Source organism: Micromonospora arida (assembly GCF_042873195.1).
GTDB classification, from domain to species: Bacteria; Actinomycetota; Actinomycetes; order Mycobacteriales; family Micromonosporaceae; genus Micromonospora; species Micromonospora arida.
Genome location: NZ_JBIALC010000003.1, coordinates 382,967 through 408,668 on the forward strand (window position 1 = coordinate 382,967; position 25,702 = coordinate 408,668).

Genomic DNA, 25,702 nt, shown 5'->3' on the forward strand with positions numbered 1-25,702 from the left:
AGGTGGGAGCGGCAACGGGCTAGCGTCGGCGTCGTGGTCGATCTGCTGGTTCTTGGCGGGCTTGGGGTGGACGTACGGGTTCGGGTGCCCGCGCTGCCGCTCCCGGCTGCCGATTCCCACACCGTCGAGCCGATCGAGCTGCGGATCGGCAACACCGGCGCCGGGGTGGCGTTGGCCGCTCGGGCGCTCGGCCTGCGCGTACTGGTGGTCGACACCCTCGGTGCGGACCCGGCCGGTGAGCTGGTCCGGGCGGCGTTGACCCGGGCCGAGGTGCCGGCGCTGCTGGCCGAGCACCCGGGCGGCACCCGCCGGTCGGTGAACCTGGTGGATCCGGGTGGGCGGCGCACGTCGCTGTACGACCCGCGCCCATGGCAGGGTGGTCCACCGTTTCCCGCCACCGAGTTGGCCGCACTGGTCCGCGACGCCCGGCACGTCCACCTCTCGATCATGGACTGGGCGGTGCCGTTGCTGTCCGCCGTGCGAACTGCCGTTCCGAAGGGCGTGGCGCTCTCCACCGACCTGCACGACTGGGACGGCGAGAACACCTACCATCGGCCGTTCGCGGAGGTCGCCGACCTGGTTCTGCTGAGCGGGGTGCGGTTGGGCGACCGGGCCGCGTCGCTCGCCGGCACGCTGGCACCCCGGACGGTGGTGGTGACCCGCGGCGCGGACGGCGCCGAACTGTACCCGGGCGACGGCATGGCGCTACCCGTCCCGCCCGCCGTCCCGGCAAAGCCGGTGGTGGACAGCAACGGGGCGGGCGACGCCTTCGCGGCCGGCCTGATCGCCGCCCGGCTGCGCGGTGAGCCACTGGCGCGTGCCGCCCGGTACGCGGCGCGGGTTGCCGCTGCGGCCTGTACGCATGACGGGATGGAGTACCCGCCGGGCCTGTTGCCCACCGGTTGACGGCCGACGGCCTGCGCCGACCCGGGGCTCAGAGCGCGCCGGCCTCGCCGTCGGTCAGCTCGCGCAGGATGTCGGCGTGGCCCGCGTGCCGGGCCGTCTCTTCGATCATGTGCACCAGAATCCAGCGCAGTGACACCTCACCGAGCTGCGGATGCGGCACCACGTGGTCGAGGTCGATGCTCGCGGCGACCGCTCGGGAGCGGGCGCAGGCTCGCTCGTACGCCTCAACGAGCCCGGCGACGGTCTCCTGGTCGCCGAGGGTGAAGCTGGCGACGGCGTCCTCCTCGGAGGTCAGGTAGACGTCGCCGGGCTCGGGGGCCAACAGGGTCGGAAACCAGTTCCGCTCGACCAGGGTCAGGTGCTTGACCAGCCCGGCGAGCGTGGTCGCCGACGGCACCAGCCGGCGGCGGGCGTCGGCGTCGGAGAGACCGCGCAGTTTGCGCAGCAACACGGCGCGGTGGAAGTCGAGAAACGAGGTCAGGACGGCGCGTTCGTCGCCGGTGCGGGCGAGCACCGGACCGAGCGTGGGATCGATCGTCTGCTCCATCCGCCGACCCTAGTCACGGGCCGGGCGCCCCGCTGCCCCGCTAACCGCTGCGGGCGGGCCCTACGCCGGGCAGGATGGGCGCATGGCTTCATCCGTGCAGATCCTTCTCGTCGGCGGCACGGCGGACGGGCAGACCATCACCGTCGAACTGGACAGCAACGGCCGTCCGCCGCTGACCCACCACCACCTCGGCTCCGGTGGGCTGGCCGACGCGCAGATCTACGAGTTGGAGACCGCCCGCGAGGAGGCCCGCGAGTGGCGCTACCGGTGGACCGGCCCGGCGGTGTGACCGCCCGCTCAGACCCGGGTGAGGGTCTGGCTTCGCAGGCTCTCCAACACGCCGCGGGTGACCTCCGAGGTGCCCCGCGCCTGATCGCACACCTCCGCCACCCGTCGTGCGGTGGCCTCGGCGCGTTGCTCCCGCTCGTCCCAGAGTCGGTCGACCTCGGCCAGCAGTGGCCCCTCGACCTCCCGCTCCACGCCGCGTAGCGCCGGCACGCCGAGCCGTTGGGCCAGGTCGAAGACCTTGCCGGCGTACGGCAGGGGCAGGAACGGCGTACCGACCATCGCCGCGAAGATCAGGAAGTGCAGGCGCATGCCGACGACCAGGTCGAAGTGGCGCATCAGCCCCAGCACCTGCTGCGGAGAGTAGGTGCCGTGCAGGATGCGACCTCGCTCGGCGGCGACCATGTGCGACAGCACCCCGTGCGAGTGCCGGATGTCGTCGCGCTCCATCGGTACGAACAGCACGTACGCGTCGATCCGGTGCACCAGGAAGTCACCGATCTGGGCCAGCAGCCGGTGGTAGCCGTCCACGTCGAGGCGTTCGGCGGCCCGGCCCGGCTCCCGCACGCTGATCCCGACGAGGCGCTTGCCGACCGGCACACCCTCCTCGGCCAGCAGGTGGGCCGGGAACTCCTCCGGTTGCAGGAGGAACGCCGGGTCCGCGGTGACCGTGATCGGGTTGAGCAGACCGGCCTCCTCCAGCACCATTCGGGACTCCTGGTCCCGGACGGTCACCTGGGTCGCGCTGGAGAGCGTTTCCCGGACCATGCCGGTGTCCACCCCGTCGCTGAGCGGCCCGACCCCCACCGCGTACGTGATCAGCGGCAGGCCGCGTTCCTGGGCCACCCGGACCACCCGCAGGTAACGGCGGGCCTCCCGGTCGTACAGGATGCCGCCGCCGCCCAGGATGAGCAGGTCGAGCTGGGCCAGGACCAGGGCCGAGTCGGTACGGCTCACGCCCTCCCAGGGCACCGCTTCGACGTCCGGGTGTGCGGCCCGGGTGTGCTCCGGGTTCCGAGAGAAGACGATGATCCGGGCGTTCGGTTCCTGCGTACGCAAATCGGCGAGCAGGCCGGTGAGGATCGCCTCGTCGCCGAGGTTTCGCCCACCGTACGAGCCCAGCACACCGATGGTCAGTCCGGCGCCGTGCGTCATCCGTCGCTCCTCCCCAGGTGCGGTCCGCGCCGGTTTCCCGCTGGGCAGGTGAACAGTCCTGCCGGGGGGACCGTCCTGGGCCTCGCTTCCGACCTCAGCCCGCCGGGTCGATCCGCTTCGCCATCTGCTGTGAGGTGACCTCGAAGCCCAGACTGCGGTAGAGGCCGATCGCCACGGTGTTCGAACCGAACACGTTCAGGCCCAGCTCGGGCACCTTGAGCTGGGCGAGTTCGACCTCGATGAGCTGGATCATCCGCCGTGCGTAGCCTCGTCCGCGGTGCTCCTCGTGCACCTCGATGTTGTCGATCCACGCCTGGTTCGGGGTGGCGACCGCCGGCAGGGTCGCCCAGATCCAGCCGACCTCGGTGTCGCCGACCCGGCCCACCCGCAGCAACGCCCTCTCGGTGGCCACGCCCGCCGGCAGCGACTCCCGGATCTGGCTGCTCGACCGTTCCAGGGCCGCCTCCGGGGTCATCCCCCGGTGCGCCACCAGGTCCTCGGCGTACCCCTGCACCAGTGGCCCCCGCAAGCGGTCCAGCTCCTGTGCCGTCATCGGCGTCAGCGTCAACTCCACCGCGTCTCCCCCTTCGTCGTCGCCAGCGGGTAGTGCAGCAGAACCAGCCCGGGGGCGCCAACCGTTTCCCCGCCGGGGGCGGACGGGACGGCCGGGGGTGCGCGGGCCAGCCACGATGGCAACGTGCGGATCGCCCACGTCAGCGACAGCCACCTCACCAACCCGGAGGGGGTGGCCACCTCGGTCGGCACCACAGTGGCGCTGCTGCGCGCCGCCGGGCACCGGGTCGTGCTGCACTGCCCCGGCCCACTGTCCCGGTGCCGCCGCCGACCGGGCGAGGTGCCCTCGCTGTCGGTGCCGACCCGGCCGTACCGGTTGGCGCTGCCCCGGCCGCCCAGCGCACCGGTCGACGTGGTGCACGTGCACACCACCGGCCCGCTCGGCGTCGCCGGCCTGCGCTGGGCCGCCACCCGGGGCGTACCGACCGTGCTGACCTGGCACACCGACCTGGTCGCGTACGCAGCGCACTACCCGGAGATCCCGATCGGGGCCGCGTACGCCGGCATGCGGCTGGGCCTGCGCTGGCGGGCGGGCGACCTGTGGGCGCTCGCCCACCCCGGACCGGGTCGACAGGCCCGACTGGCGGCGCTCGGGCGAACCCTCCTGGCCCACACCACTGTCCTCATCGCCCCTTCGGCGAAGACAGCGGCGATGATGACGACGATGGCGGGGCGTACCCCGATCGTGGTCCTGCCGACCCCGGCCGCCGCGCCGCATCCCGACGCCGACGACCGGCGGCGGCTGCGGGCCCGGCTCGGCATCCCGGCGGACGCGCCGGTGCTGCTCGCGGTGGGACGGGCCACGCCGGAGAAGAACCCCGAGCTGTTGCTGGCCGCGTTCGCCCAGGTCCGTCGCGAGTTGCCGGCCGCCCGACTGGTGCTGCTCGGGGCCCGGCGACACCGGCTCGCGGTCCGCCGCACGGCCCGCCGGTACGGCGTCGTCGACGCGCTGCACCTGCTGCGCCCGGTGCCCCGCGACCGGGTCGGCGCCCACTACCGGATGGCAGACGTGCTCGCGTTCACCTCCACCACCGACACCCAGGGCCTGGTGCTCTCCGAAGCCGAGGCGTACGGACTGCCGATGGCCATCGTGGACACCCAGCTGGTCGAGCGGCCCGGCACCGGCACCACCCGGCCGGTCGCCGAGCCCAGCCCGGCGGCGTTCGGGGCGTTGCTGACCCGGCTGCTGACCGAGCGGGAGTTGCGCGGGGGCGTGATCCGGGACGGCCGGGCGGCGGTGGCGGCCTGGTCCGGCGAGCGCTACCTGGCCGAGCTGGTCAAGGTGTACGCGACGCTGCCGCCCGTCAGCGCGGGGAGACCTGCCACCCCCAAGGCGCGGCGAGGCGACGCGTCACGCTGCTCCTGATCGCGCTGACCGCCGTCCACCTGACCCGACGGCGGGGAAATGGGTTGTCCGGCGGCGTGGACGGGCGCACGGTGAGTAGATGACGCAGCAGACCACCGGCCGGATCGGCTGGACGGACCTGCCCGAACGGGTCCGGACGTCGGTGCAGGAGATCATCGGCGATCGGGTGGTCGAGGCGGTGTCCCAGCCGGGCGGCTACTCGCCGGGCACCGCGGACCGGGTCCGCACCGCGACCGGCCTACGGGCGTTCGTGAAGGCGATCAGCCCGGCGCACAACCCGGACAGCCCCAGAATGCACCGGGCAGAGGCCCGCACGGCCGCCGCCCTGCCGACCTCGGCACCGACGCCCCGTCTGTTGGGCTGCCACGACGACGGCGATTGGGTGGCGCTGGTCTTCTCCGACGTGGACGGTCGACACCCGGCCACCCCGTGGCGGGTCGACGAGCTGACGCGCGTCCTGAAGGCCTTGGAGGTGATGGCCGCCGTGCTCACCCCGAGCCCGGTGACGCACGTGCCGACCGCCGCGGACCTGCTGGCCGAGGACTTCGCCGGGTGGCACCGGATCGCCGCCGACCCACCGGCTGTGCTGGACCCGTGGGCCCGGGAGCACCTGGACCAGCTGCGCGCCGCCGCCGACCACGGCATCGCCGCGCTGACCGGTGACACGCTCTGCCACGTGGACGTACGGGCCGACAACCTGCTGCTCGACGCGACCGGCACGGTCACCGTCGTCGACTGGCCGTGGGCCTGCCGGGGGCCGGCCTGGCTGGACACCGCGCTGCTGCTGGTCAACGTCCGGCTGCACGGCGGGCACGACACCGATTCCCTGCTGCGCCGGCTGCCCATCACGGCGGAGGTCGACCCGATGACGCTCACCGGGGTGTACGCCGGGCTGGCCGGGTTCTTCGCCGACGGCGCTCGTCGTCCGCCACCGCAGGGCATCCCCACCGTTCGCGCGTTTCAGCAGGCCCAGGCCGACGCCCTGCTCCCCTGGCTGGCCACCCGCCTCCGGTGACCCGGCGGGCGGGTCAGGGCGCCGTGGGTGCCGACTCCAGTTGGCGTGCCAGTTGGGCCAGGTCGCGCAGGCGCAGGTCGCCGTCGAGCCCCTTCAGCGCGGCGGTCATCGCCCCGGCCGCCCGCCCAGCCCGCAGCCCCACTTCGGCGTCCTCGACGACCAGGCACCGCGCCACGGGTACGCCCAGCAACGCCGCGGCCCGCAGATAGCCCTCCGGGTCCGGCTTGCCCACGCTGACGTCCTCCACCGTGACGAGCACCGGCGCCTTGATGCCGGCGGCGCCGAGCCGGGCCTCGGCAAGCCGCGCGTCGGCGCTGGTCACCACCGCCCAGGGCAACCCCAACCGGGCCAGCGCGTTCAGCAGCTCGTGCGCCCCGGGGGTGGCCGTCACGTCGGACAGGTCGTCGTACTGCAACGCCAACTGCCGGGCCGCGGCAACAGCGACCGCGGCATCGTCGAGCGCGGGCAGCAGCCGTCGGATGGTCCGGTCGGCCGGGCTGCCGTGCGCGATCGCCAACGCCGACGCCGGGTCCACGGCGTACTCGACGGACCACCGCTCCCAGGCCCGCTCGACGGCGGCGTCGGAGTCGACCAGGGTGCCATCCATGTCGAACAGCACCGCGCCAATGCCTGCCAGTTCCACGCCCACGCTCCCCGAATCGCTCGCCCCACCCTCCCCCACCTCGCAAGATCCGCGCAACTTCGGTGATCCTGCTGTCTCGGTGCCTGGTGTGGCAGCAGGATCCGTGAAGTTGCGCGGATCATGGCGGCCCGCCGGGTCCGCAGGCCGTCGACGAGCGCGGGAATCGGACCTGGAGGTCCGAACGAGACGTCCGATGGCCGCCAGACGGGAGGGCGGCGCGGCCAGATGATCGTTTGCATGACGACGACACTCAACGACAAGGTCGCCTTGGTGACCGGGGGTTCCCGGGGCATCGGAGCCGGGATCGCCCTGCGCCTGGCACAGGACGGGGCCGACGTGGCACTGACCTACCGGCAGGACGCCACGCGGGCCGCCATCGTGGTGAAGCAGATCGAGGCGCTGGGCCGCAGAGCGCTGGCGATCCAGGCGGACGGTGCCGACCCGGACGCTGTGCGGGGCGCGGTCGACCGGACAGCCGCCGAACTGGGTCGGCTGGACATCCTGGTGAACAATGCCGCGGTGTTCCTGGTCGGTGCCCTGGACGAGCTCGGCTCGGCAGAGGTAGAGCAGACGATCGCGGTCAACGTCAGGGCACCGTACGTCGCCGCGCGGGCTGCCCTGCGGCACCTCGGCGACGGCGGACGGATCATCAGCATCGGCAGCAACGTCGGTGAGCGGGCGGTCTTTCCCGGGCTGACGCTCTACGCGATGAGCAAGACCGCCCTGGTCGGGCTGACCCGGGGCCTGGCCCGTGAACTGGGCCCACGGGCCATAACCGTCAACCTGGTCAACCCCGGGCCGACGGACACCGACGCCAACCCGGCGGACGGACCGAACGCGGCGGCGATCAGCGGGTTCACCGCCGTCGGCCGGTACGCTCGCCCCGCCGACATCGCGGCCACCGTCGCGCACCTGGCCAGCCCCGAGGCCGGCTACGTGACCGGTGCGGTGGTCAATGTGGACGGCGGCTTCACCAGCTGAGGAGCCGGGCTGGCGCTTCCCTGGCTTCCATGATCAAGTGATGAGAAATAGGTGCCAGGGACCACCCCTGACCTACTTTTCATCACTTGATCAGCTCGCGCTGGGTGTTGGTGGGCGCGGCAGGTTTCGAACCTGCGACCCCCCGCTTGTAAGGCGGGTGCTCTCCCACTGAGCTACGCGCCCGGATCGCCCGTGTGGCGGGCCGGTGGCTGGCAAGCTTACCTGCCCGCCACCGACCCGGGCGCACGGCGTACCCCGGTCAGTTGGTCGCTTCGGCGATGGCCTTGCGCCAGCCCTGCTGGTCGCGGGCCTCGCCCGGGCCGTTCATCTCGGCGAAGCGGACCACGCCGGTCTTGTCGATGACGAAGGTGCCCCGGTTGGCGAAGCCGGCCACGTCGTTGAAGACCCCGTACGCCTGGGCGACGGCGCCGTGCGGCCAGAAGTCGGCCAGCATGGGGAACTGGTAGCCCTCACGGTCGGCCCAGATCTTGTGGCTGTAGGCCGAGTCGACGCTGACGGTCAGCACCTGGACGTCGTCGTTCACGTACTCGCCGAGGTTGTCGCGCACCTCGCCCAACTCGCCCTGACAGGTGCCGGTGAAGGCGAGCGGGTAGAAGACCAGCAGGACGACGCGCCTGCCCCGGAAGTCCGAGAGACGGACCTCCTGGTTGTTCTGGTCCTTGAGCACGAAGTCGGGTGCTTCGGCACCAACCTCGATGGGCATGCGAACTCTCCTCGCTGCTCGGCCTCGCCGGCGACGGCGTCGGGGCGGGGGACGGCACCAGCCTGCTACCCGGCGGTGGGCGGACCGTCGGGCGAGCGGAGCGGCGCTGGCTACTTCTTGGCCTTGGCCCCTCGACGCAGCACCAGACGGGCGCCGCTCCAGTCCCGGCCGGCGTTGACGGTCGAGGTCTGCTGAAGGCCGGCGGTGGGCGCGGACTCCGCGACCTCGCTCGGCTCGACGTGCCCCTCGCGCCCCGCCTTGGGGGTGAGCAGCCACACGACGCCGTTGTCGGCCAGCGGGCCGAGGGCATCGACGAGCAGCTCGAAGAGGTCGCCGTCGCCGTCCCGGTACCAGACCAGCACCGCGTCGACCACCTCGTCGGTGTCCTCGTCGACCAGATCTCCACAGCGGTCGGTCAGGGCGTCTCGGAGATCCTGGTCGACGTCGTCGTCGTACCCCATCTCCATGACGACCATCCCCGGTTCGATTCCGAACCGGTCCGCCAGGCTGCGTACCCCGTCGGCGGCCTGACCAGCGGTCGCGCTCACTGTCGCGTGCCTCCTCATCTCGTCCCTGCTCGCGGCGTCGGTGCGACGACCGTCAGGCAAAGTCCACACAGTTGTTGGTCTGCGCGCAAGTGGCGCACCGGGTGGAACGGAATTTACCGTGCCAGCAGCGTACGGGCACCGTCGGTAATGGCTTCCGCGGAGACCAGTACGTGACGTGCTGCCGGACCTAATGGTACAAACGAGTCAACTCCGGCTACTCGACGCGCGGCACCGACATATCCGGCGTCGACCAGCGCGGCGATCACCCCCTCGCCGACCCCGCCGGAGCGGCGCGTCTCGTCCACCACCAGCACCCGGCCGGTCGCCGAGGACTCCCGGATGATGTCGGCCACCGGCAGCGGAGCCAGCCAGCGCAGATCCACCACGCGGGTGCCCACCCCCTCCTCGGCGAGGACAGCCGCAGCGCGCAGCGACATCCGCACCCCGTTACCGAAGGTGATGATGGTGAGGTCGTCCGCCGAGCCGACCCGGTAGACGCGGGCCCGCCCGATCGGCACGTGGCCAGCCACCCACCCGCCCGGCTCCGGATAGCCGGCCAACCACTCCCCGTCACCCTCCGTGTACAGATCGCGGGTGTGGTAGAGCGCGATCGGTTCCAGGAACACGCAGACACTGCCGTCCACCGCCGCGCTCGCCAGACAGGTCCGCAGCATGGGCGCGGCGTCGTCCGGCCGTGCCGGCACCGCGACCACCAGCCCGGGCACATCCCGGAGTACGGCCACCGAGTTGTCGTTGTGGAAGTGCCCGCCGAACCCCTCCTGGTACGCCAGGCCCGCCACCCGCACCACCATCGGGTTGCGGAACGCCCCCTGCGAGAAGAACCGCATGGTCGCCGCCTCACCGCGCAGCTGGTCCTCGGCGTTGTGCAGGTACGCCAGGTACTGGATCTCCGGCACCGGCAGCATCCCGGCCAGCCCGGCACCGAGGCCCAACCCGAGCACCGACGTCTCGTCGAGCAGGGTGTCGAACACCCGGGCCGCCCCGAACCGGTCGCGCAGCCCCTTCGTCACCCCGTACACGCCGCCCTTGGCGGCCACGTCCTCACCGAAGAGCGCCATCTGCGGGTGGTCGAGCATCCCGTCGGCGAGTGCGGCGTTGATGCTCTGCGCCAGGGTCATCGGCCCGGCCAACTCCGGTGGCTTGCCGCCGAACGCCTCCGCCCGGGCGCCCGCGCCCGGCCCGCTGGCCCGCGCCGCGGCGTCGGCCACCGCCCGCGCCACCCGCACCGGACGTCGTGGGGCCAGCGCCGACACCACGTCGGCCGCGGATGCCAGCTTCGGCTCGCCCAGCACCTCCTCGGCCAGCCGGCGAACCTGCCAGCCGGTCTCGTCGTACCGGGCCAGCAGCTCCTCGCCGGTCGCCACGCCGGCGTCGACCAGCAGCCGCGCGGTGGCGGCCACCGGGTCCCGGTCCAGGTCCTCGGCCAGCTCGGCCGGACTCCGGTACGCCGACTCCGCGTCCGCCCCGGCGTGCCCCATCAGCCGTACGGTGCGCAGGTGCAGCACGGCCGGCCGCCGGTTGCGGCGTACCCAGGCTGCGGCCTCCGCCGCCACCTCGTACGTCCGCACCGGGTCGGCTCCGTCCGCGCTGAAGTAGCGGATGCCCGGCTTGGCCCGCAGGGTCGCCTCGACCCAGCCCTCCGGCGAGCGGACGCTGATGCCCAGCCCGTTGTCCTCGCAGACGAAGAACACCGGAATCCGCAGCCCGGCGTGGTCGTACCACCCGGCGGTGTTGAAGGCGGCGGTGGCGCTGGCGTGGTTGACCGAGGCGTCGCCGAAGGAGCAGACCACGATGGCGTCCGGTGGCCAGGGGGCGTGCGTGGCGCCCGCGCCACTACCGACCCGCACCCCGGCCCCGGTACGCCGTCCGGCGCTGTCCATACGGCGCAGCCGCTCCACGGCAAGTCCCATTCCGACCGCGCGGGGCAGGTGCGAGGCGATGGTGGAGGTGGTCGGCACGATGGCCAGGTCGGCCCGGCCGAACACCTTGTGCCGGCCCCCGGCGATCGGTTCGAGGCTGGACGCGGCCATCCCGCGCAGCACGTCCCGGGCCGCGTCGGCGTACGCCGCGAACCCGTCGGCGGCCCCGGTCGCCGAGGTCGATTCGGTCCCGGGCGGCTCCGATTCGGACACCTGCGGATCGGCGGTCGGCTCCGGGTCACGTGTCGATGCGCTGTCGACGGTCGACCCACTGTCGGCGGACCGCTCGGAGCCAGCGATCCGCGCTCGGTCGGCGTCCTGGTCGGGGTCGGCGGTCCGCGCTCGGTCGGCGTCCTGGTCGGGGTCGGCGATCCGCGCCCGGACGGCGGGCGGCTCGGAGTCGTTGGCCCGCGCCCGGACGGCGGACGGCTCGGAGTCGGTGGCCAGCGTCGGGTCGGCGGCGACCTGGGCGGCGCGCAGGCAGTAGAAGGCGCCCGAGCGGTAGTGCAGCAGCGCCGGATCGGTGGGACGCAGCGCGGCGGCGACCGCCGCGTTGCCCTCGTGCCCGGCCGAGCCGATGGTGTAGAAACCCTCCCCGAAGCTGCGCAACCAGCGGCCGGCCAGGTCGAGCTGCCGGCTGGTCACCTGCGCGTCGAACAGGTCCAGCACCTGCGCGCCGGTCAGCGGGGCGTCGTCGGTGACAGGGTCGGCGGGGTCACGCCGCCGCTCGGCGGCAGGCAGCGCCGCCAGCGTCTCCCGGAACCGGTCGTCGAGATCTTGCGGGGTGGTCACGTCGGACAGCATTACCGACGGAAGGCCTGCTCGCCCAGTGGGACACGGCCGGCAGGGGTGCGCTCACTCCGGCCCGAAGGACTCCGGACAGCCGCCGTCGGACACCTTCCAGACCAGGTCACGAAGGGTGCTCAGCTCCTCGTCGCTCAGCCCGGACAGGAGTCGGGAGTCGGACATCACCTCGATCACCCGGGCCCGCACGACGCGACCCTCCCCGGTCACCACCAGCGTCTTCTGCCGCCGGTCCGTCGGGTCGGTGCGGCGCTCGACCAGCCCGGCCTGCTCCAGCTTGTCGACCAGCACCGTCACGTTCGACCGGTCACAGCCCAACTGACCGGCGAGATCCCGGGCCGGCAGCGGGTGGTCCGGGTCCAACTCCCGAAGCGCCCGGGCCGCCGCCGGGGTGAGCCCCAGCTCGGCGAACGCGGAACCCTGCCGGTGTCGCAGCGCAGCGGTGACGTGCGCCATCCGGCGCACCACATCGACGGCGAGACCGGCCCGATCCACCCGTTCACCTGTCGCGGGACCCAGCTCCTGCGTCACGGCCACATCGTACGCAGTGCGCCGGTCGTCCAGCTCGACGATCAGGTTCGGGCACACCGGCCGGACGGGCATCGTCGGTCACGGCCCGGCGGCCGGACCCGCTCGGCCCGCCACTCCGGATCTGTCACCCCGGGTCCGCCACCCCGGGTCCGCCACTCCAGGTCCGCCACTCCAGGTCCGCCACTCGGGATCTGCCACTCCAGGTCCGCCACTCCAGGTCCGCCACTCCAGGTCCGCCACTCCAGGTCCGCCACTCCAGGTCCGCCACTCCAGGTCCGCACCTCGGGTCCGTCGCAAGACCGCCGCCTACGCAGGGCCGCGATGCACGCGATGCCGCGCTCCATTGAACGCCACAGTCCACGAAGGCCGCAGCCTCGCGACGCCACAGCCCACGTGGGCCGCAGCCCTCGCACCATCGGGGAAACTGCTGCCTCGGCACCGGTTCAGGCAACAGTTTCGGGGAAGTTGCGCGGATCTTGACAAGGGGACGGCTGCTCTGGGTGGCGATCAGCCGGCAGACGGGCATCGTCCTCCGCCGCGCACAAATCCTGGATGTAGTGGCCTCCCTCGCTCCCCGACCCCACTACATCCAGGATCGAGCACGATCTTGGCGCCCACCACCCAGCACGGCCCGCCCTCACGGCGATCCCTCCCGCGCCGATCTTGCGGTTTCGGTTGTCGAAATGTGCGAAATACCCCTTGTGTCGGGACAGTAAGTGCAAGATCGACGAGGAGGGACATAGGGACGGCGGCGGGACGGGCCGTCAGGCGGGGAGGAAGGAGAGGCGGACCTGGCGTGTCGGGTTGTCGCCGTTGGTGTCGACGAGGCAGATCGACTGCCAGGTGCCGAGCGCCAGCCGGCCGCCGAGCACCGGCAGTGTGGCGTACGGCGGGATGAACGCCGGCAGCACGTGGTCGCGGCCGTGGCCGGGCGAGCCGTGTCGGTGCCGCCAGCGGTCCTTGGTGGGGAGCAGGTCGTCCACGGCGCTGAGCAGGTCGTCGTCGGAGCCCGACCCGGTCTCGATGATCGCCAGGCCGGCGGTGGCGTGGGGCACGAAGACGTGCAGCAGGCCGTCGCCCTCGCCCGAGACGAACTGCTGGGCCTCCGCGGTGATGTCCCGGACGGTCGGCCGGGACCCGGTCTGGACGGTGATCACGTCGCTGCGCATACGTCGCATTCTGCCGCAGGGCGAGGTCAGGAGCTGCCGCCACCGCCGCCGGAGTCACCGCCACCGGACCACCCGCCACCGGAGTCACCGCCGGACCAGCCCCAGCCGGACCAGCCTCCCCCGGAGTCGCCGCTGCCGCCGGCCGGCTCCGCACCGTCGGAGCTGTCGTGGTCGCCGTCCCGCTGGCGGCCGACGTGCCCGCTCCCGGCGTCCCCGGCGGGCATCGGGTAGAAGTCGTGCCCGCCGCCGTCCGGGTTCGGACGACGGCGACGGCCATCCTGGCCGCTCAGACGGGCCGCGCGGATCGCGTCGCGCAGCAGGCCCGCGCCGAGCACGGCCACCAGGGCACCCAGGGCCACCAGTCCGACCATCGGCAGGGTGCCGGAGGCGAGGGCGACGGCGCCGATGACCAGGCCGACCACCCCGACAACGATCATGCTTGCGGCGACCGCGACACGGCGTCCGTTCATGGCGGTAACGGTAGGAGTGGCGGTCAAACCGCTCAGCTTTCGCCCGGTCGTCGCGCTAAGTTACTAGCGAGTACCTGTGTTCAGCATCGCGTCGGGGGCACCTAGACGTGACGAGGGGTGCCACCAGGGGGCAGGATGGCGCTAGAGACCTATCCCACACACAACCGAGGGAACGCCTGTGGCTACGGAACGCAAGCGCCCGGTGATCAGCGACGGCCTACCGAGCCAGCTTCCGGACATCGACCCTGAAGAGACCAGCGAATGGGTCGAGTCGCTTGACGGTGTCATCGACGAACGCGGCGCCAAACGCGCCCGCTACGTCATGCTGCGCCTGCTGGAGCGGGCCCGTGAGCGCCAGGTCGGGGTTCCGCCCCTGACCACCACCGATTACATCAACACCATCCCGTCGGAGCGCGAGCCCTGGTTCCCGGGTGACGAGCACGTCGAGCGGAGGATCCGGGCGTACGTCCGGTGGAACGCCGCCATGCTGGTGCACCGGGCGCAGCGCCCGGAGATCGGCGTCGGCGGGCACATCTCCACCTTCGCCAGCTCGGCGTCGCTCTACGAGGTGGGCTTCAACCACTTCTTCCGGGGCAAGAACCACCCGGGCGGTGGCGACCAGATCTTCTACCAGGGCCACGCCTCCCCCGGCATGTACGCGCGGGCGTTCCTGGAGGGGCGGCTCAGCGAGCACCAGCTCGACGGGTTCCGCCAGGAGCTGTCGCACCCCGGTGGTGGGTTGCCCTCGTACCCGCACCCTCGGCTGATGCCGGACTTCTGGGAGTTCCCCACCGTCTCGATGGGCCTCGGCGGTCTGAACGCGATCTACCAGGCCCGGTTCAACCGGTACCTGCAGCACCGCGGCATCAAGGACACCTCCCAGCAGCACGTCTGGGCGTTCCTCGGCGACGGCGAGATGGACGAGCCGGAGACCCTCGGCGCCATCGGCGTCGCCGCTCGCGAGGAGCTGGACAACCTCACCTTCGTGATCAACTGCAACCTGCAGCGGCTGGACGGCCCGGTCCGGGGCAACGGCAAGGTCATGCAGGAGCTGGAGGCGTTCTTCCGGGGTGCCGGCTGGAACGTGATCAAGGTCGTCTGGGGTCGTGAGTGGGACCCGCTGCTCGCCGCGGACACCGACGGCGCGTTGGTCAACCTGATGAACACGACGACCGACGGCGACTACCAGACCTACAAGGCGGAGTCCGGCGCGTACGTGCGGGAGCACTTCTTCGGCCGTGACTCACGGACCCGCAAGATGGTCGAGCCGCTCAGCGACGACGAGATCTGGAACCTCAAGCGGGGTGGGCACGACTACCGCAAGCTCTACGCGGCCTACAAGGCGGCCACCGAGCACACCGGTCAGCCCACCGTCATCCTGGCGAAGACGATCAAGGGCTGGACCCTCGGCTCGCACTTCGAGGGCCGCAACGCGACCCACCAGATGAAGAAGCTGACGCTGGAGGACCTGAAGACCTTCCGCGACCGGCTCTACCTGGACATCCCGGACTCGGCGCTGGAGGACAACCCCTACCTGCCGCCGTACTTCCACCCGGGCGAGAAGTCCGAGGAGCTGGCGTACCTCAAGGAGCGGCGCGAGCAGCTCGGCGGGTACCTGCCGTCCCGGCGGACCAGCACGAAGCGGCTGGCCATCCCCGGGCCGGAGCGGTTCGCCGACATCAAGCGCGGCTCTGGCAAGCAGAAGGTGGCCACCACGCAGGCCTTCGTCCGTCTGCTCAAGGACGTGATGAAGGACAAGGAGTTCGGCAAGCGTTGGGTGCCGATCATCCCGGACGAGGCCCGCACCTTCGGTCTCGACTCGATCTTCCCGACCGCGAAGATCTACTCGCCGCACGGCCAGCGCTACACCTCGGTCGACCGCGAGCTGTTCCTCTCGTACAAGGAGTCGACGACCGGGCAGATCCTGCACGAGGGGATCAACGAGGCCGGCTCGGTGGCCTCGTTCACCGCGGCCGGCTCGGCGTACGCCACGCACGACGAGCCGATGATCCCGATGTACATCTTCTACTCGATGTTCGGGTTCCAGCGGACCGCCGACGGGCTGTGGGCCGCAGCCGACCAGATGGCCCGGGGCTTCCTGCTCGGCGCCACCGCGGGTCGGACCACGCTCAACGGTGAGGGCCTTCAGCACGAGGACGGGCACTCGCTGCTGATCGCCGCGACCAACCCGGCCGTGGTGGCGTACGACCCGGCGTTCGCGTACGAGATCGCGCACATCCTGGAGCAGGGTCTGCACCGGATGTACGGGGACGCGCAGGAGAACGTCTTCTACTACCTGACGGTCTACAACGAGCCGACCCTCCAGCCGGCCGAGCCGGCCGACGTGGACGTGGAGGGCCTGCTCAAGGGCATCTACCGCTACTCGCCGGCACCGCAGGTCGACGGCCCGAAGGCCAACCTGCTCGCCTCGGGCACCGGGATGCAGTGGGCGCTCAAGGCCCAGCAGCTCCTCGCCCAGGACTGGGGGGTGGCCGCGAACGTCTGGTCGGTGACCTCCTGGACGGAGCTGCGCCGCGACGCGGTGGAGACCGAGGAGTACAACCTGCTCAACCCCGGCGCCGAGGCGAAGGTTCCGTACATCCAGCAGAAGCTGGCCGACGCGGACGGGCCGAAGGTCGCGGTCAGCGACTTCATGCGTGCGGTACCGGATCTGATCGCCCGCTGGGTACCCGGCGACTACACGTCGCTCGGCACCGACGGTTTCGGCATGTCGGACACCCGGCACGCGCTGCGCCGGCACTTCCACGTCGACGCGGAGTCGATCGTGGTGGCCACCCTGCGGCAGCTCGCCCGCAGCGGCGCGGTGGCGACCACGGTGCCGGCCGAGGCCGCCAAGAAATACGCGATCGACGACGTCAACGCCGCCCCGGTCGGCGAGACCGGCGGCGACAGCTGATCCAGCACCACTGAGGAGGGCCCGGCGCATCCGCGCCGGGCCCTTTTCGGTGTAGGGAGCGGCGGTGGTCCGGGGGCCCTGGCGGGGATCCGGACCACCGCCGTCGCGGGTGACGCCGGGAGGATGGCGCTCGTCAGCCGACGGCGGCCAGGTCGGTGAGCCGGGCCAGCGAGTCCTCCAGGTCGGCGCCGACCCGACGCAGTCCGAGCCGCAGCAGGGCTGCCTTGACCGGGCCGGCCGGCCAGCGGACCACGATGAGGCGCACGACGGTCCCGCCCTCCTCCTCGTCTCCGGTGAGCTGGACGTAGATCTCGGTGCGTGCCTCCGCCCGAGATCCAGCGCCCTTGGCCCGTTCCCGCCAGCCGATCAGCGTCGGTTCCTGGTAGGCGATCACCTCGGCCTCATGCGCCGAGCCGCGCCCCGCCTGGACGAGTTGTCGCCGCCCGAAGCCCTCTCCCGAGAGCACTTCGGCCGCTCGGACCCCGGCCAGCCAGGCCGGCAACTGCTCGGCCCGCTGCACGACATCCCAGACCACTTCAATTGGCGCCGCCACGTGCGCACTGCGTTCCACGAGGATCATTTCCGTCTTTCCTCCGGTGAGGACATCCCACGATATCGGCACTCTATGCGTTAAATCGGACTTACCTGGACGGGTTCGGAAAAAGACACGCCGATCAACCATTGCGCATTGCGCCAGGCCGGCCTATGGCGCATTCATCGACAGCGCCCTAAAGTCCCGAGCACGTTTCACGTTGACCGGGAGGGCGCATGTCAACCGCACCGATGCCCCAGTTCCCCACCGGCTTCCGCTGGGGCGTCTCCACATCGGCCCACCAGATCGAGGGCGCCACCACTGCCGACGGCCGAGCGCCGTCCATCTGGGACACCTTCGCGCGCTCCCCCGGGCGGATCAGCGACGGCAGCAGCGGCGAGGTGGCCTGCGACCACTACCACCGGCACACCGAGGACGTGGCGCTGCTGGCCGGCCTGGGCGTCTCCGCGTACCGGTTCTCCATCGCCTGGCCCCGGATCCAGCCCACCGGCGCCGGCCCCGCCAACCCGGCCGGCCTGGACTTCTACGACCGCCTGGTGGACGAGTTGCTGGCCGCCGGCGTCGACCCGGTGGCCACCCTCTACCACTGGGACCTGCCGCAACCTCTCGAAGACGCCGGCGGCTGGCTGCACCGCGACACCGCCGCCCGGTTCGCCGAGTACGCCGAGAAGACCGCCGCCCGCCTCGGCGACCGGGTCCGGCTCTGGATCACCCTCAACGAGCCGTTCATCCACATGAGCCTCGGCTACGGCATGGGTGTGCACGCCCCCGGCCGGATGCTGCTGTTCGACGCCTTCCCGGTCGCCCACCACCAACTGCTCGGGCACGGGCTCGCGGTCGCCGCGCTACGGACCCACACCGCCAGCCCGGTGGCGATCGCCAACAACTACTCGCCGGTGCGGGTGCTCGGCGACCACGACGCCGACCGGGCCGCCGGGGCGGCGTACGAGGCGCTGCACAACCGGCTCTTCACCGACCCGCTGCTCGGCCGCGGCTACCCGGAGCTGCCCGGCTTCGACCCGAGCGTCATCCACCCCGGCGACCTCGACACGATCGCCACTCCGATCGACGTGCTCGGGGTGAACTACTACAACCCCACCGGTGTACGGGCAGCAGAGGAGGGCTCGCCCCTGCCGTTCGACCTCGTACCGCTCGACGGCTACCCGCGTACCGCCTTCGACTGGCCGGTGGCCCCCGACGGGCTGCACGAGTTGCTCGGCTGGCTGCGCGACACGTACGGCGACGCACTGCCGCCCATCGAGATCACCGAGAGCGGCTGCGCGTACGACGACGCGCCCGACGCCGACGGGCAGGTGGCCGACCCGGAGCGGATCGCGTACCTCGACGGGCACCTGCGGGCGGTCCGGGCAGCCATCGACGACGGGGTGGACGTACGCGGTTACTTCGTCTGGTCGCTGTTGGACAACTGGGAGTGGGCCGAGGGGTTCACCAAGCGCTTCGGTCTGGTGCACGTCGACTACGCCGCCCAGACCCGTACGCCGAAGTCGTCGTACACCTGGTTGCGGGACGTGATCGCGGCCAGCCGGCCGGGGTCGGCGCGGTGACCACCCTCGACCCGACGCCGGCGTCGCTGCCGGCGGCGCTCGCCGAGCCGACGGCGCCGGTGCGGCGCGGCTGGATCGGTTTGATCTTCGCGGCCAACCTCGGCGTGTGGATGGCGTTCTTCACGCCCATCCAGGTGCTGCTGCCGCAACAGATCGAGCAGATCGCGCCCGGCGACAAGGAGAACATGCTGGCCGTGGTCACCGGCCTCGGCGCGCTGGCCGCGGTGCTGGCCAACCCCCTCGCTGGCGCGTTCTCCGACCGGACCTGCCTGCGGATCGCCGGGCGCGAGTTCGGTCGACGGCACGTCTGGACGGCGGGCGGGGCCGTGCTCGGCGCGGCGGCCCTGGTGCTGCTGGCCCAGCAACGGACCATCCTCGGCGTCGCCCTCGGCTGGGTCGCCGCGCAGGTCTGCTTCAACGCGATGCTGGCCAGCCTCACCGCCGCCATCCCGGACCGCGTCCCGGTGCGCCAGCGCGGCGGAGTCTCCGGGTGGGTGGGCATCCCGCAGGCGCTCGGGTTGGTGCTCGGCGCGGTGCTGGTCACCGCCGTGGTCACCGGCAACGCCGCCGGCTACCTGGCGATCGCCGTGGCCATCCTGCTGCTGTCGCTGCCGTTCGCGCTGCTCACCCCCGACGAACCGCTGCCGCGTGCCCATCGGCCGGCGATCCGGACGCGGGCGCTGCTGGCCTCGATGTGGATCAGCCCTCGCCGGCACCCGGATTTCGCCTGGGCCTGGATCACCCGGTTCCTGGTCCAGTTGGGCAACGCCCTGGGCACCCTCTACCTGCTGTACTTCCTCACCGACGGGGTGCGTCACCCCGACCCCGAGGGCGGCCTGCTGGTGCTGATCCTGCTCTACACGCTCGGGATGATGCTGACCGCTGTGGTCGCCGGCCGGCTGTCCGACCGTTCCGGCCGCCGCAAGATCTACGTGATCGCCTCCGGGCTGATCATGGCGGTGGCGGCGCTGCTGCTCGCGGTCGCGCCGGTCTGGCCGATGGCGATCGTCGCCGCGCTGCTGCTCGGCGCCGGCTACGGCGTTTACCTCTCGGTGGACGCCGCGTTGATCACCCAGGTGCTGCCCCGGGCAACCGACCGGGCCAAGGACCTGGGCGTCATCAACATCGCCAACTCGGCGCCGCAGGTGCTCGGCCCGGCGCTCTCCGCCCCGCTCGTGGTCTACCTGGGCGGCTATCCCACGCTCTACGCGGTCACCGCCGTGGTCACCCTGCTCGGCAGCGCGCTGGTCGTCAAGATCCGCTCGGTGCCGTGAGCCAGGGGGCGGTGGCGGAAAGCAGTCGCGTACCGCCGTAGGCTGGGGGACGTGACAGTACGTGTGCGCTTCGCCCCCTCCCCGACCGGTATGTTCCACGTCGGCGGTGCCCGCTCGGCGTTGCAGAACTGGATCTACGCCAAGCAGCAGGGCGGCGTGTTCGTGCTGCGCATCGAGGACACCGACGCGGCGCGCAACAAGCCCGAGTGGACCGAGGGCATCCTCTCCGCGCTGGACTGGATCGGGATCTCCCGGGGCAGCTACGAGGGCCCGTACTTCCAGTCGGCGAACGCCGGCGAGCACCGGGCCGCCGCCGCGCGCCTGTACGACTCGGGCCGCGCCTACTACTGCGACTGCACCCGCGAGGACGTGCAGGCCCGCACCGGTTCGCAGTACCAGGGCTACGACGGCTACCACCGCGACCGTGGCCTCGGCCCCGGCCCGGGGCACGCGCTGCGCTTCCGTACGCCCGACGAGGGCGCGACAGTGGTGGTCGACCTGATCCGTGGTGAGCCCACGTTCGAGAACAAGCTCATCGAGGACTTCGTCATCGCCCGGGGCGACGGCTCGCCGGTCTTCCTGCTGGCCAACGTCGTCGACGACATGACCATGGGGATCACCCACGTGATCCGGGCCGAGGAGCACCTGCCCAACACTCCCAAGCAGCAACTGCTCTGGGAAGCCCTCGGAGTCAAGCCGCCGATCTGGGCGCACGTGCCGGTGGTGGTCAACGAGAAGCGGCAGAAGCTCTCCAAGCGTCGGGACAAGGTCGCCCTGGAGGCGTACCGCGACGAGGGTTACCTGGCCGGCGCGATGCGCAACTACCTCATGCTGCTCGGCTGGGCCCCCTCCGGCGACCGGGAGATCGTTCCCTGGTCGGTCATCGAGGACGAGTTCCGGCTGGACGAGGTCAACCTCTCCTCGGCGTTCTTCGACGAGAAGAAGCTGCGCGCGTTCAACGGCGAGTACATTCGCGCGCTGCCGGTGGCCGAGTTCATCGACGCCTGCCAGCCCTGGCTGACCGGCACCGGGACCATCGCGCCGCCGCCGTGGCAGCCGGAGGAGTTCGACGCCGACGCGTTCGCCGCCGTGGCGCCGCTGGCCCAGACGCGGATCGCGGTGCTCAGCGAGATCGTGCCGAACGTCGACTTCCTCTTCCTGGCCTCACCGCTGATCGACGAGGCCGCCTGGACCAAGACGATGAAGGACGGTTCCGCCGAGCTGCTGGACGACGCCGTCGCGGCGTTCGAGGCGCTGGAGTCCTGGGACGCCGAGTCGTTGAAGTCGACGCTGGAGGCGGTCGGCGCCGAGCGGGGCCTCAAGCTCGGCAAGACGCAGGCACCGGTGCGGGTCGCGGTCACCGGCCGCACCGTGGGTCTGCCGCTGTTCGAGTCGCTGGAGGTGCTCGGTCGCGAGCGCACCCTGACCCGGATCCGCGCCGCCCGCCTGCGCCTGGTCTGACTGTCGCTCGTCGACGCGTCACGGGCGCGTCGCCGGCCCAACTCCGCATCGCCCTGCCTTTGCTCTGCACCCCAATAGGCGCCGGTCACAGACCGTAGCCGTCGCTTCCGCGGGTGCAGAGCAAAGGATGGCGCGCACACCTGACCCACCGGGAGCGGTGAGTATCAGAGGGTCACCGAACCCGTCGCTGACGGCGGAACACGAGGCCGGCCCCGAGTGCGGCGAGCAGCAGCAGGCCGCCGAGGGCCCAGAACCACCAGCGACCGCCGGAGTCGGACCGCTCCGACGCCGCCGGCACCGCGGAGGCCGTCGAGCTGCCGGGTGTCGCCGACGCGGGCCCGCTGGAGGGTGCGCCGACCGCCGACGCGCCTGCCGAGGGCGAGTCGGCCGGGTTGGTGCTGGCGGCGGCCGACGGCGAGGCGGACGGGTCGGCCGCGGTGCCGGTGGTGAGGGTGAACCGCACCTCGCCCTTCACCGGGTGCCCGTCGGACGACGCGAGCTGGTAGCCGACGATGTAGAGCCCGGCGGCGGCCGGCTTGAACGGCACCCGCACCCGACTGCCGTCGAAGGCGGGAGTCCCGCCAGCGACCACATTGTCCGGTCCGGTTATTGTGATCTTCGTCGTAGTCGGCGACGGCTTGGCGAGGAACCGCAGCTCGACGCGGGCGGGTGCCGTCGCCACGCGGGCGCCGTCGCGCGGGTCGCTGCCGGTCAGTTGGTTGTGGGCGGCGGCCGGAGTCGCCGGCACCAAAAACGACACACCGAACGCCACGCCGAGCACCACTGGCATGACCCGCACCGTACGTGTAACCCTGCCCCCCATGAACCCCTCCGTAAGGGTACGATCCGCCCGCTGATCAAACGGCTCCTCATTAGTCGAGCAGAGATCGCAGATAGTTCCAATTACTGTTCCGAAAGCTGCAACTCATCGACGTTCTGCGGAGTCTGTAAGAGTGGACGCGACCATCCGGTCGATGCCGCACCGGCAGATCGGTCCAGACGTCACGACGAAGCCATCCATCGAACGGGGCGAGGAGGCGGGATGGTCCGACACATGAGGCGGTTGGCCGCCGTGTTGGCGGGCACGCTGGCGGTGGCACTGCTGTCGCTTGGCACCGCCGGCTCGGCCTCGGCGGCGCCGAAGCCGGCACCCGCCGGAGTGGACATCACCGGCACGGGGCTGTCCGAGCCGCTGCGGTTGCACGCGGACAAGGAGCCCGCCCTCGTGGGCGCGGTCATCGACCAGGTCAACTTCCTCGCTCGCACCGGCATGCCGACCGGTCCGAAGGCCGCCAACCTCGGTCCGAAATACACGGTCGTGGTGCTCGCCGGCGAGACGCCGAAGCAGACCTACGACCTCTATCCCAAGGCGATCGGCGGCCCCCGCGTCTACCGGCCGGCGAAGCAGCCGGACGGCCGCAAGACCAGCGCCGGCTGGTTCCTGGGTCGGCTCAGCATGTCCGAGACCCTGCGCACCGCCGGCGTGCCGCTGGAGCGACAGTTCGACACGGTCAGTGGCGGCGCGGGCGGCGGCGAGCGCGTGCTCCCGGAGGACACGCTCGACCCGGCGAAGGACCTCGACGAGGCGCTCGGCGACCTGCAACGCCTGCTGCTGCTCAACGTCGGCGTGATGCTGACCATCACGGTCGGCCTCGCCGGGATCGCCCTGCTGATCCGCCGCCGCACGCGCTGACCCGACGCACTCGCTGACCCGACGCACTCGCTGATGCAGCGAGTGCGTCGACGGTGCTCAGCACCAGCGGCGCGGTGGGCGCTCCCGGCGGGTGGCCCGCGGCCGCGGCCGGACCGCGCCGTGCCGGTGCGCCCCGGCCCAGCCGGGAAGTTCGCTGAGGCAACCAGCGGGAACGTCCGAGTCGGGCTCGGCGGAGCGCTGACGGGGCAGCACGGGCTCGTCGTCGACGCGCCCGTGCAGTGGCTCCACCGGGTGCGATGGTGCGCCGCCGACCGGCCGGCGATGCTTGCCAGCCGCCTGCGGGTCGTGGTGCCCCGGCCGGCAGGGCTCGCCCTGGGCGCAGCCGTGCTCGGCCTCCCCGTGCGCCATCCCCGGTCTCCTCACGCTCGCCTCACCCTCGGGTGCTCTCCCCGAGGTGCCCTGTCACCGTACTGGCCGGGACCGACGGGCCGCGCGGCAGCGTACCCGGGGTCCGGACCGGCCGGTCCTCGAAGACGTCGCTGAGCGCGGGGGCCGGTTACGCAGTTCACAGCTTCTTTTCGTGCCGTTCACCCGACGCGTCACGGCCGCTGACCGTACTGGCGGTCGGTAAGGGTCCGTGTACCCCTTTCGGCCCATGGCGGTGCCGTCGAGGTCCTCCCCCGGTGGGAGTTCGGCGGGCGGCGACTGTGGTGGGATCGGGGCATGCGTGCGCCACCGTGGCTCGACTCCGGCACCCTCGGCCGCGACCTCGTGCTGGCCGGCGCGTCGCTGGCGGGTGGTCTGGTGCTGCACGCCCTGGGGTGGCAACCGCAGGTCCGTCCCGACGCCGACGTGCCGTCGGCGTTGTTCCTGCCGCCGCTGGTGGCTGTCTGCGTCGCCGTCGGCCTACGGCGGGTCGCACCACGCGCCAGCCTGGCCGTGGGGACCGGCGCGCTGGTGGTCGACACGGCGCTGGGCAGTTCGCTGGGCACGGTCCTGGTCTACACGCAGGTGCTCTACGACGCCTGCGTGTACGGCCCGCCCCGGCTGTGGCGGTGGTTGCTGCGGATCACCGTGGCGCTGAGCCTGGTCGGAGTGGTCGTCGGCGTGCTCACGTACGGCCAGTGGCGCGGGGCGGCGCTCGGGGTGCTGGTGGTGCTCGCCGGGCTGCTGCCGGTGCTGACCGGCATCAGTGTGCGGCAGTACCGCGACCAGGCCGCCGCCGAGCGGGAGCGGGCCGAGCAGACCGCCCGGCTGGTCGAGTTGGATCGTCGGCAGGCGGTCAGCGCCGAACGGGCCAGGATGGCCCGGGAGCTGCACGACGTGGTCGCGAACCACCTCAGCGCGGTGGCCATCCACGCCACCGCCGTGCTCTCCGTGCCCGGGTTGGGTCGCGGTCAGGTGGAGTCGGCGTTGCGGGTGATCCGGGAGAGCAGTGTGCAGGGCCTCGCCGAGATGCGTCAGATGATCGAGGTGCTGCGCGAGCCCGGAACCGGCGCCGGCCTGGCCACCCCCGAGGTGGTCACCGCGCGGCTGGCCGAGGCGGACGGACTGGTCGACAGGGTCCGGGCGGCCGGCCTCGCGGTCCGCGTCCGGACCGATGGCACGCCGGGCGCGTTGCCGGTGGGGGTGGACCTCGCCGCGTACCGGATCGTGCAGGAGTCGCTGACGAACGCGCTCAAGCACGGTACGGGTGAGGCGGAGCTGACGATCGCGTACCGGCCGGCCGAGGTGGTGCTGACGGTGGAGAACCCGGTGCGCGGGGGCGGGGCCGGGCTGCCGGGCGCCGGTGCCGGACTGATCGGCATGCGGGAGCGGGCCACGCTGCTGGCCGGCCGGTTCACCGCCGGACCGCACGACGGTCGCTGGCAGGTGCGGGCGGCCCTGCCCACCGGGGAGGGCGGGTGACCGGGCCGGCGATGCCACCGGACGACGCGGGCCCGGCGACGGTACGGGTGGTGCTCGCCGACGACCAGCCGGCGGTACGGGCCGGACTGGCCCTGATCCTGAACGGCTCAGCGGGCGTCGAGGTGGTCGGCGAGGCGGCCGACGGCGACGCCGCGGTGCGCCTGTGCCGGGAGCTGCGCCCCGACGTGGCGGTGCTGGATGTGCGGATGCCGCACCGGGACGGGATCTCCGCGACCCGGGCGATCGTCACCGACGGGCTCGCCGACGTGCTGGTGCTCACCACCTTCGACCTGGACGAGTACGTCTTCGGGGCGTTGCGGGCCGGCGCGGCCGGGTTCCTGCTCAAGGACACCGACGCCGACGGCCTGGTCAGCGCGGTGCGGACGGTGGCGCGGGGTGACGGGTTCATCGCGCCCACTGTGACCCGCCGGCTGATCACCGCGTTCGCGGCCACCGCGCCGGGCGCGTCGGCGGACGCCCGGGCCGCGCTGGACACCCTCACACCGCGTGAGCGTGACGTGCTGGCCTGCCTCGGCTTGGGCCTGTCCAACCAGCAGATCGCTGATCGACTGGTGCTGGCGGAGAGCACCACCAAGACCCATGTGAGCCGGATCCTGGCGAAGCTGGACCTTCGCAGCCGGGTGCAGGCCGCGATCCTGGCCCAGGAGGTGGGCCTGCCCGCTCCCCCACAGCCCTGAGACGGGCCCGCTGGG

Annotated in this window: 25 protein-coding genes and 1 tRNA gene; 12 read left to right on the top strand and 14 right to left on the bottom strand. The window is 72.1% G+C overall.

Annotated elements, in window-relative coordinates; all coding sequences use genetic code 11:
* The first annotated feature begins 33 nt into the window (after positions 1-33).
* The gene (locus ACFYP0_RS12940; RefSeq protein ID WP_386995771.1) at positions 34-906 is read left to right on the top strand and encodes a carbohydrate kinase family protein; all 873 of its coding nucleotides are present in this window, start codon (positions 34-36) and stop codon (positions 904-906) included.
* 28 nt (positions 907-934) lie between these two features.
* Here ACFYP0_RS12940 and ACFYP0_RS12945 read toward each other — a convergent pair whose 3' ends face one another.
* Entirely contained in the window at positions 935-1,453 is a 519-nt protein-coding gene (locus tag ACFYP0_RS12945; protein ID WP_386995773.1) for a DinB family protein, read from the bottom strand.
* Positions 1,454-1,535: 82 nt separating this feature from the next.
* On the opposite strand from ACFYP0_RS12945, the gene ACFYP0_RS12950 reads away from it, so the two are divergent.
* Positions 1,536-1,742, top strand: a complete 207-nt coding sequence (locus tag ACFYP0_RS12950) for a hypothetical protein (protein WP_030488784.1) — start codon at positions 1,536-1,538, stop codon at positions 1,740-1,742.
* An 8-nt stretch (positions 1,743-1,750) separates the two neighbouring features.
* Here the strand turns inward: ACFYP0_RS12950 and ACFYP0_RS12955 are convergent, their stop codons facing one another.
* Positions 1,751-2,893, bottom strand: coding sequence for a polysaccharide pyruvyl transferase family protein (locus ACFYP0_RS12955; RefSeq protein WP_355494119.1), 1,143 nt, complete (start codon positions 2,891-2,893; stop codon positions 1,751-1,753).
* Positions 2,894-2,987: 94 nt separating this feature from the next.
* Positions 2,988-3,467 carry a GNAT family N-acetyltransferase gene (locus tag ACFYP0_RS12960; protein ID WP_386995776.1) on the bottom strand — a complete coding sequence of 160 codons (480 nt, stop codon included), beginning with the start codon at positions 3,465-3,467 and terminating at the stop codon, positions 2,988-2,990.
* Between the two features lie 123 nt (positions 3,468-3,590).
* Here ACFYP0_RS12960 and ACFYP0_RS12965 point away from each other — a divergent pair, with 123 nt between their 5' ends.
* Together ACFYP0_RS12965 and ACFYP0_RS12970 are read left to right on the top strand one after the other, a co-directional pair.
* Positions 3,591-4,832 (top strand): glycosyltransferase, encoded by a 1,242-nt coding sequence (locus ACFYP0_RS12965; RefSeq protein ID WP_386995778.1) that lies wholly within the window; start codon positions 3,591-3,593, stop codon positions 4,830-4,832.
* A 79-nt stretch (positions 4,833-4,911) separates the two neighbouring features.
* Positions 4,912-5,847, top strand: a complete 936-nt coding sequence (locus ACFYP0_RS12970; protein WP_386995780.1) for a phosphotransferase family protein — start codon at positions 4,912-4,914, stop codon at positions 5,845-5,847.
* A gap of 13 nt (positions 5,848-5,860) precedes the next feature.
* On the opposite strand, the gene ACFYP0_RS12975 is transcribed toward ACFYP0_RS12970, so the two are convergent.
* Entirely contained in the window at positions 5,861-6,490 is a 630-nt protein-coding gene (locus ACFYP0_RS12975; protein WP_386995782.1) for an HAD-IA family hydrolase, read from the bottom strand.
* A gap of 237 nt (positions 6,491-6,727) precedes the next feature.
* Between ACFYP0_RS12975 and ACFYP0_RS12980 the strand changes: the two genes are divergently transcribed.
* A complete protein-coding gene (locus ACFYP0_RS12980; RefSeq protein ID WP_386995784.1) occupies positions 6,728-7,471 on the top strand; it encodes an SDR family NAD(P)-dependent oxidoreductase in 744 nt (247 codons plus the stop codon).
* Positions 7,472-7,579: 108 nt separating this feature from the next.
* Here the strand turns inward: ACFYP0_RS12980 and ACFYP0_RS12985 are convergent.
* From ACFYP0_RS12985 to ACFYP0_RS13015, 7 genes are all read right to left on the bottom strand, one after another.
* Positions 7,580-7,654: transfer RNA gene (locus ACFYP0_RS12985), tRNA-Val, on the bottom strand.
* Between the two features lie 76 nt (positions 7,655-7,730).
* Positions 7,731-8,195, bottom strand: a complete 465-nt coding sequence (locus ACFYP0_RS12990) for a peroxiredoxin (RefSeq protein WP_091409339.1) — start codon at positions 8,193-8,195, stop codon at positions 7,731-7,733.
* A 110-nt stretch (positions 8,196-8,305) separates the two neighbouring features.
* Complete coding sequence (locus ACFYP0_RS12995; RefSeq protein WP_030330240.1) at positions 8,306-8,743, bottom strand: DUF3052 domain-containing protein; 438 nt, start codon at positions 8,741-8,743, stop codon at positions 8,306-8,308.
* Positions 8,744-8,856: 113 nt separating this feature from the next.
* Positions 8,857-11,367 (bottom strand): thiamine pyrophosphate-dependent enzyme, encoded by a 2,511-nt coding sequence (locus ACFYP0_RS13000; RefSeq protein WP_386996032.1) that lies wholly within the window; start codon positions 11,365-11,367, stop codon positions 8,857-8,859.
* A gap of 171 nt (positions 11,368-11,538) precedes the next feature.
* Positions 11,539-11,943 carry a MarR family winged helix-turn-helix transcriptional regulator gene (locus ACFYP0_RS13005; RefSeq protein WP_124855812.1) on the bottom strand — a complete coding sequence of 135 codons (405 nt, stop codon included), beginning with the start codon at positions 11,941-11,943 and terminating at the stop codon, positions 11,539-11,541.
* Positions 11,944-12,782: 839 nt separating this feature from the next.
* Complete coding sequence (locus ACFYP0_RS13010; protein ID WP_386995788.1) at positions 12,783-13,187, bottom strand: YjbQ family protein; 405 nt, start codon at positions 13,185-13,187, stop codon at positions 12,783-12,785.
* 26 nt (positions 13,188-13,213) lie between these two features.
* Positions 13,214-13,657 (bottom strand): hypothetical protein, encoded by a 444-nt coding sequence (locus tag ACFYP0_RS13015; RefSeq protein WP_386995790.1) that lies wholly within the window; start codon positions 13,655-13,657, stop codon positions 13,214-13,216.
* A 178-nt stretch (positions 13,658-13,835) separates the two neighbouring features.
* Between ACFYP0_RS13015 and aceE the strand changes: the two genes are divergently transcribed.
* Positions 13,836-16,574: a pyruvate dehydrogenase (acetyl-transferring), homodimeric type gene (gene aceE, locus ACFYP0_RS13020; protein ID WP_355494109.1), complete on the top strand. Its 2,739-nt coding sequence runs from the start codon at positions 13,836-13,838 to the stop codon at positions 16,572-16,574.
* Positions 16,575-16,707: 133 nt separating this feature from the next.
* On the opposite strand, the gene ACFYP0_RS13025 is transcribed toward aceE, so the two are convergent.
* The gene (locus ACFYP0_RS13025) at positions 16,708-17,154 is read right to left on the bottom strand and encodes an SRPBCC domain-containing protein (protein ID WP_327041635.1); all 447 of its coding nucleotides are present in this window, start codon (positions 17,152-17,154) and stop codon (positions 16,708-16,710) included.
* A gap of 188 nt (positions 17,155-17,342) precedes the next feature.
* Between ACFYP0_RS13025 and ACFYP0_RS13030 the strand changes: the two genes are divergently transcribed.
* From ACFYP0_RS13030 to gltX, 3 genes are read left to right on the top strand one after another with little or no spacing between them, the layout of a single operon-like run.
* Positions 17,343-18,692 (top strand): GH1 family beta-glucosidase, encoded by a 1,350-nt coding sequence (locus ACFYP0_RS13030; protein WP_355494108.1) that lies wholly within the window; start codon positions 17,343-17,345, stop codon positions 18,690-18,692.
* Entirely contained in the window at positions 18,689-19,966 is a 1,278-nt protein-coding gene (locus ACFYP0_RS13035) for an MFS transporter (RefSeq protein ID WP_355494107.1), read from the top strand. Before ACFYP0_RS13030 ends, ACFYP0_RS13035 begins: the two co-directional genes overlap by 4 nt.
* 51 nt (positions 19,967-20,017) lie before the next feature.
* Positions 20,018-21,427, top strand: a complete 1,410-nt coding sequence (gltX, locus tag ACFYP0_RS13040; protein ID WP_112671611.1) for a glutamate--tRNA ligase — start codon at positions 20,018-20,020, stop codon at positions 21,425-21,427.
* Positions 21,428-21,599: 172 nt separating this feature from the next.
* Here the strand turns inward: gltX and ACFYP0_RS13045 are convergent, their stop codons facing one another.
* Positions 21,600-22,217, bottom strand: coding sequence for a copper resistance CopC family protein (locus ACFYP0_RS13045; protein WP_355494106.1), 618 nt, complete (start codon positions 22,215-22,217; stop codon positions 21,600-21,602).
* A 252-nt stretch (positions 22,218-22,469) separates the two neighbouring features.
* Here ACFYP0_RS13045 and ACFYP0_RS13050 point away from each other — a divergent pair, with 252 nt between their 5' ends.
* Positions 22,470-23,120 (top strand): hypothetical protein, encoded by a 651-nt coding sequence (locus tag ACFYP0_RS13050; RefSeq protein WP_112675883.1) that lies wholly within the window; start codon positions 22,470-22,472, stop codon positions 23,118-23,120.
* Positions 23,121-23,177: 57 nt separating this feature from the next.
* On the opposite strand, the gene ACFYP0_RS13055 is transcribed toward ACFYP0_RS13050, so the two are convergent.
* A complete protein-coding gene (locus ACFYP0_RS13055; RefSeq protein ID WP_355494105.1) occupies positions 23,178-23,489 on the bottom strand; it encodes a hypothetical protein in 312 nt (103 codons plus the stop codon).
* 315 nt (positions 23,490-23,804) lie between these two features.
* On the opposite strand from ACFYP0_RS13055, the gene ACFYP0_RS13060 reads away from it, so the two are divergent.
* The gene (locus ACFYP0_RS13060; protein ID WP_355494104.1) at positions 23,805-24,989 is read left to right on the top strand and encodes a sensor histidine kinase; all 1,185 of its coding nucleotides are present in this window, start codon (positions 23,805-23,807) and stop codon (positions 24,987-24,989) included.
* 11 nt (positions 24,990-25,000) lie between these two features.
* The gene (locus tag ACFYP0_RS13065) at positions 25,001-25,687 is read left to right on the top strand and encodes a response regulator transcription factor (RefSeq protein WP_355494230.1); all 687 of its coding nucleotides are present in this window, start codon (positions 25,001-25,003) and stop codon (positions 25,685-25,687) included.
* The last annotated feature ends 15 nt before the right edge of the window (positions 25,688-25,702 follow it).

Coding starts and splice junctions, on each gene's coding strand:
- ACFYP0_RS12945 (WP_386995773.1), bottom strand. CDS start 1,453: ATGGAGCAGACGATCGATCCCACGCTCGGTCCGGTGCTCGCCCGCACC.
- ACFYP0_RS12950 (WP_030488784.1), top strand. CDS start 1,536: ATGGCTTCATCCGTGCAGATCCTTCTCGTCGGCGGCACGGCGGACGGG.
- ACFYP0_RS12955 (WP_355494119.1), bottom strand. CDS start 2,893: ATGACGCACGGCGCCGGACTGACCATCGGTGTGCTGGGCTCGTACGGT.
- ACFYP0_RS12970 (WP_386995780.1), top strand. CDS start 4,912: ATGACGCAGCAGACCACCGGCCGGATCGGCTGGACGGACCTGCCCGAA.
- ACFYP0_RS12980 (WP_386995784.1), top strand. CDS start 6,728: ATGACGACGACACTCAACGACAAGGTCGCCTTGGTGACCGGGGGTTCC.
- ACFYP0_RS12990 (WP_091409339.1), bottom strand. CDS start 8,195: ATGCCCATCGAGGTTGGTGCCGAAGCACCCGACTTCGTGCTCAAGGAC.
- ACFYP0_RS13005 (WP_124855812.1), bottom strand. CDS start 11,943: ATGGCGCACGTCACCGCTGCGCTGCGACACCGGCAGGGTTCCGCGTTC.
- ACFYP0_RS13010 (WP_386995788.1), bottom strand. CDS start 13,187: ATGCGCAGCGACGTGATCACCGTCCAGACCGGGTCCCGGCCGACCGTC.
- ACFYP0_RS13015 (WP_386995790.1), bottom strand. CDS start 13,657: ATGAACGGACGCCGTGTCGCGGTCGCCGCAAGCATGATCGTTGTCGGG.
- ACFYP0_RS13025 (WP_327041635.1), bottom strand. CDS start 17,154: ATGATCCTCGTGGAACGCAGTGCGCACGTGGCGGCGCCAATTGAAGTG.
- ACFYP0_RS13030 (WP_355494108.1), top strand. CDS start 17,343: ATGTCAACCGCACCGATGCCCCAGTTCCCCACCGGCTTCCGCTGGGGC.
- ACFYP0_RS13045 (WP_355494106.1), bottom strand. CDS start 22,217: ATGCCAGTGGTGCTCGGCGTGGCGTTCGGTGTGTCGTTTTTGGTGCCG.
- ACFYP0_RS13050 (WP_112675883.1), top strand. CDS start 22,470: ATGGTCCGACACATGAGGCGGTTGGCCGCCGTGTTGGCGGGCACGCTG.
- ACFYP0_RS13055 (WP_355494105.1), bottom strand. CDS start 23,489: ATGGCGCACGGGGAGGCCGAGCACGGCTGCGCCCAGGGCGAGCCCTGC.
- ACFYP0_RS13060 (WP_355494104.1), top strand. CDS start 23,805: ATGCGTGCGCCACCGTGGCTCGACTCCGGCACCCTCGGCCGCGACCTC.
- ACFYP0_RS13065 (WP_355494230.1), top strand. CDS start 25,001: ATGCCACCGGACGACGCGGGCCCGGCGACGGTACGGGTGGTGCTCGCC.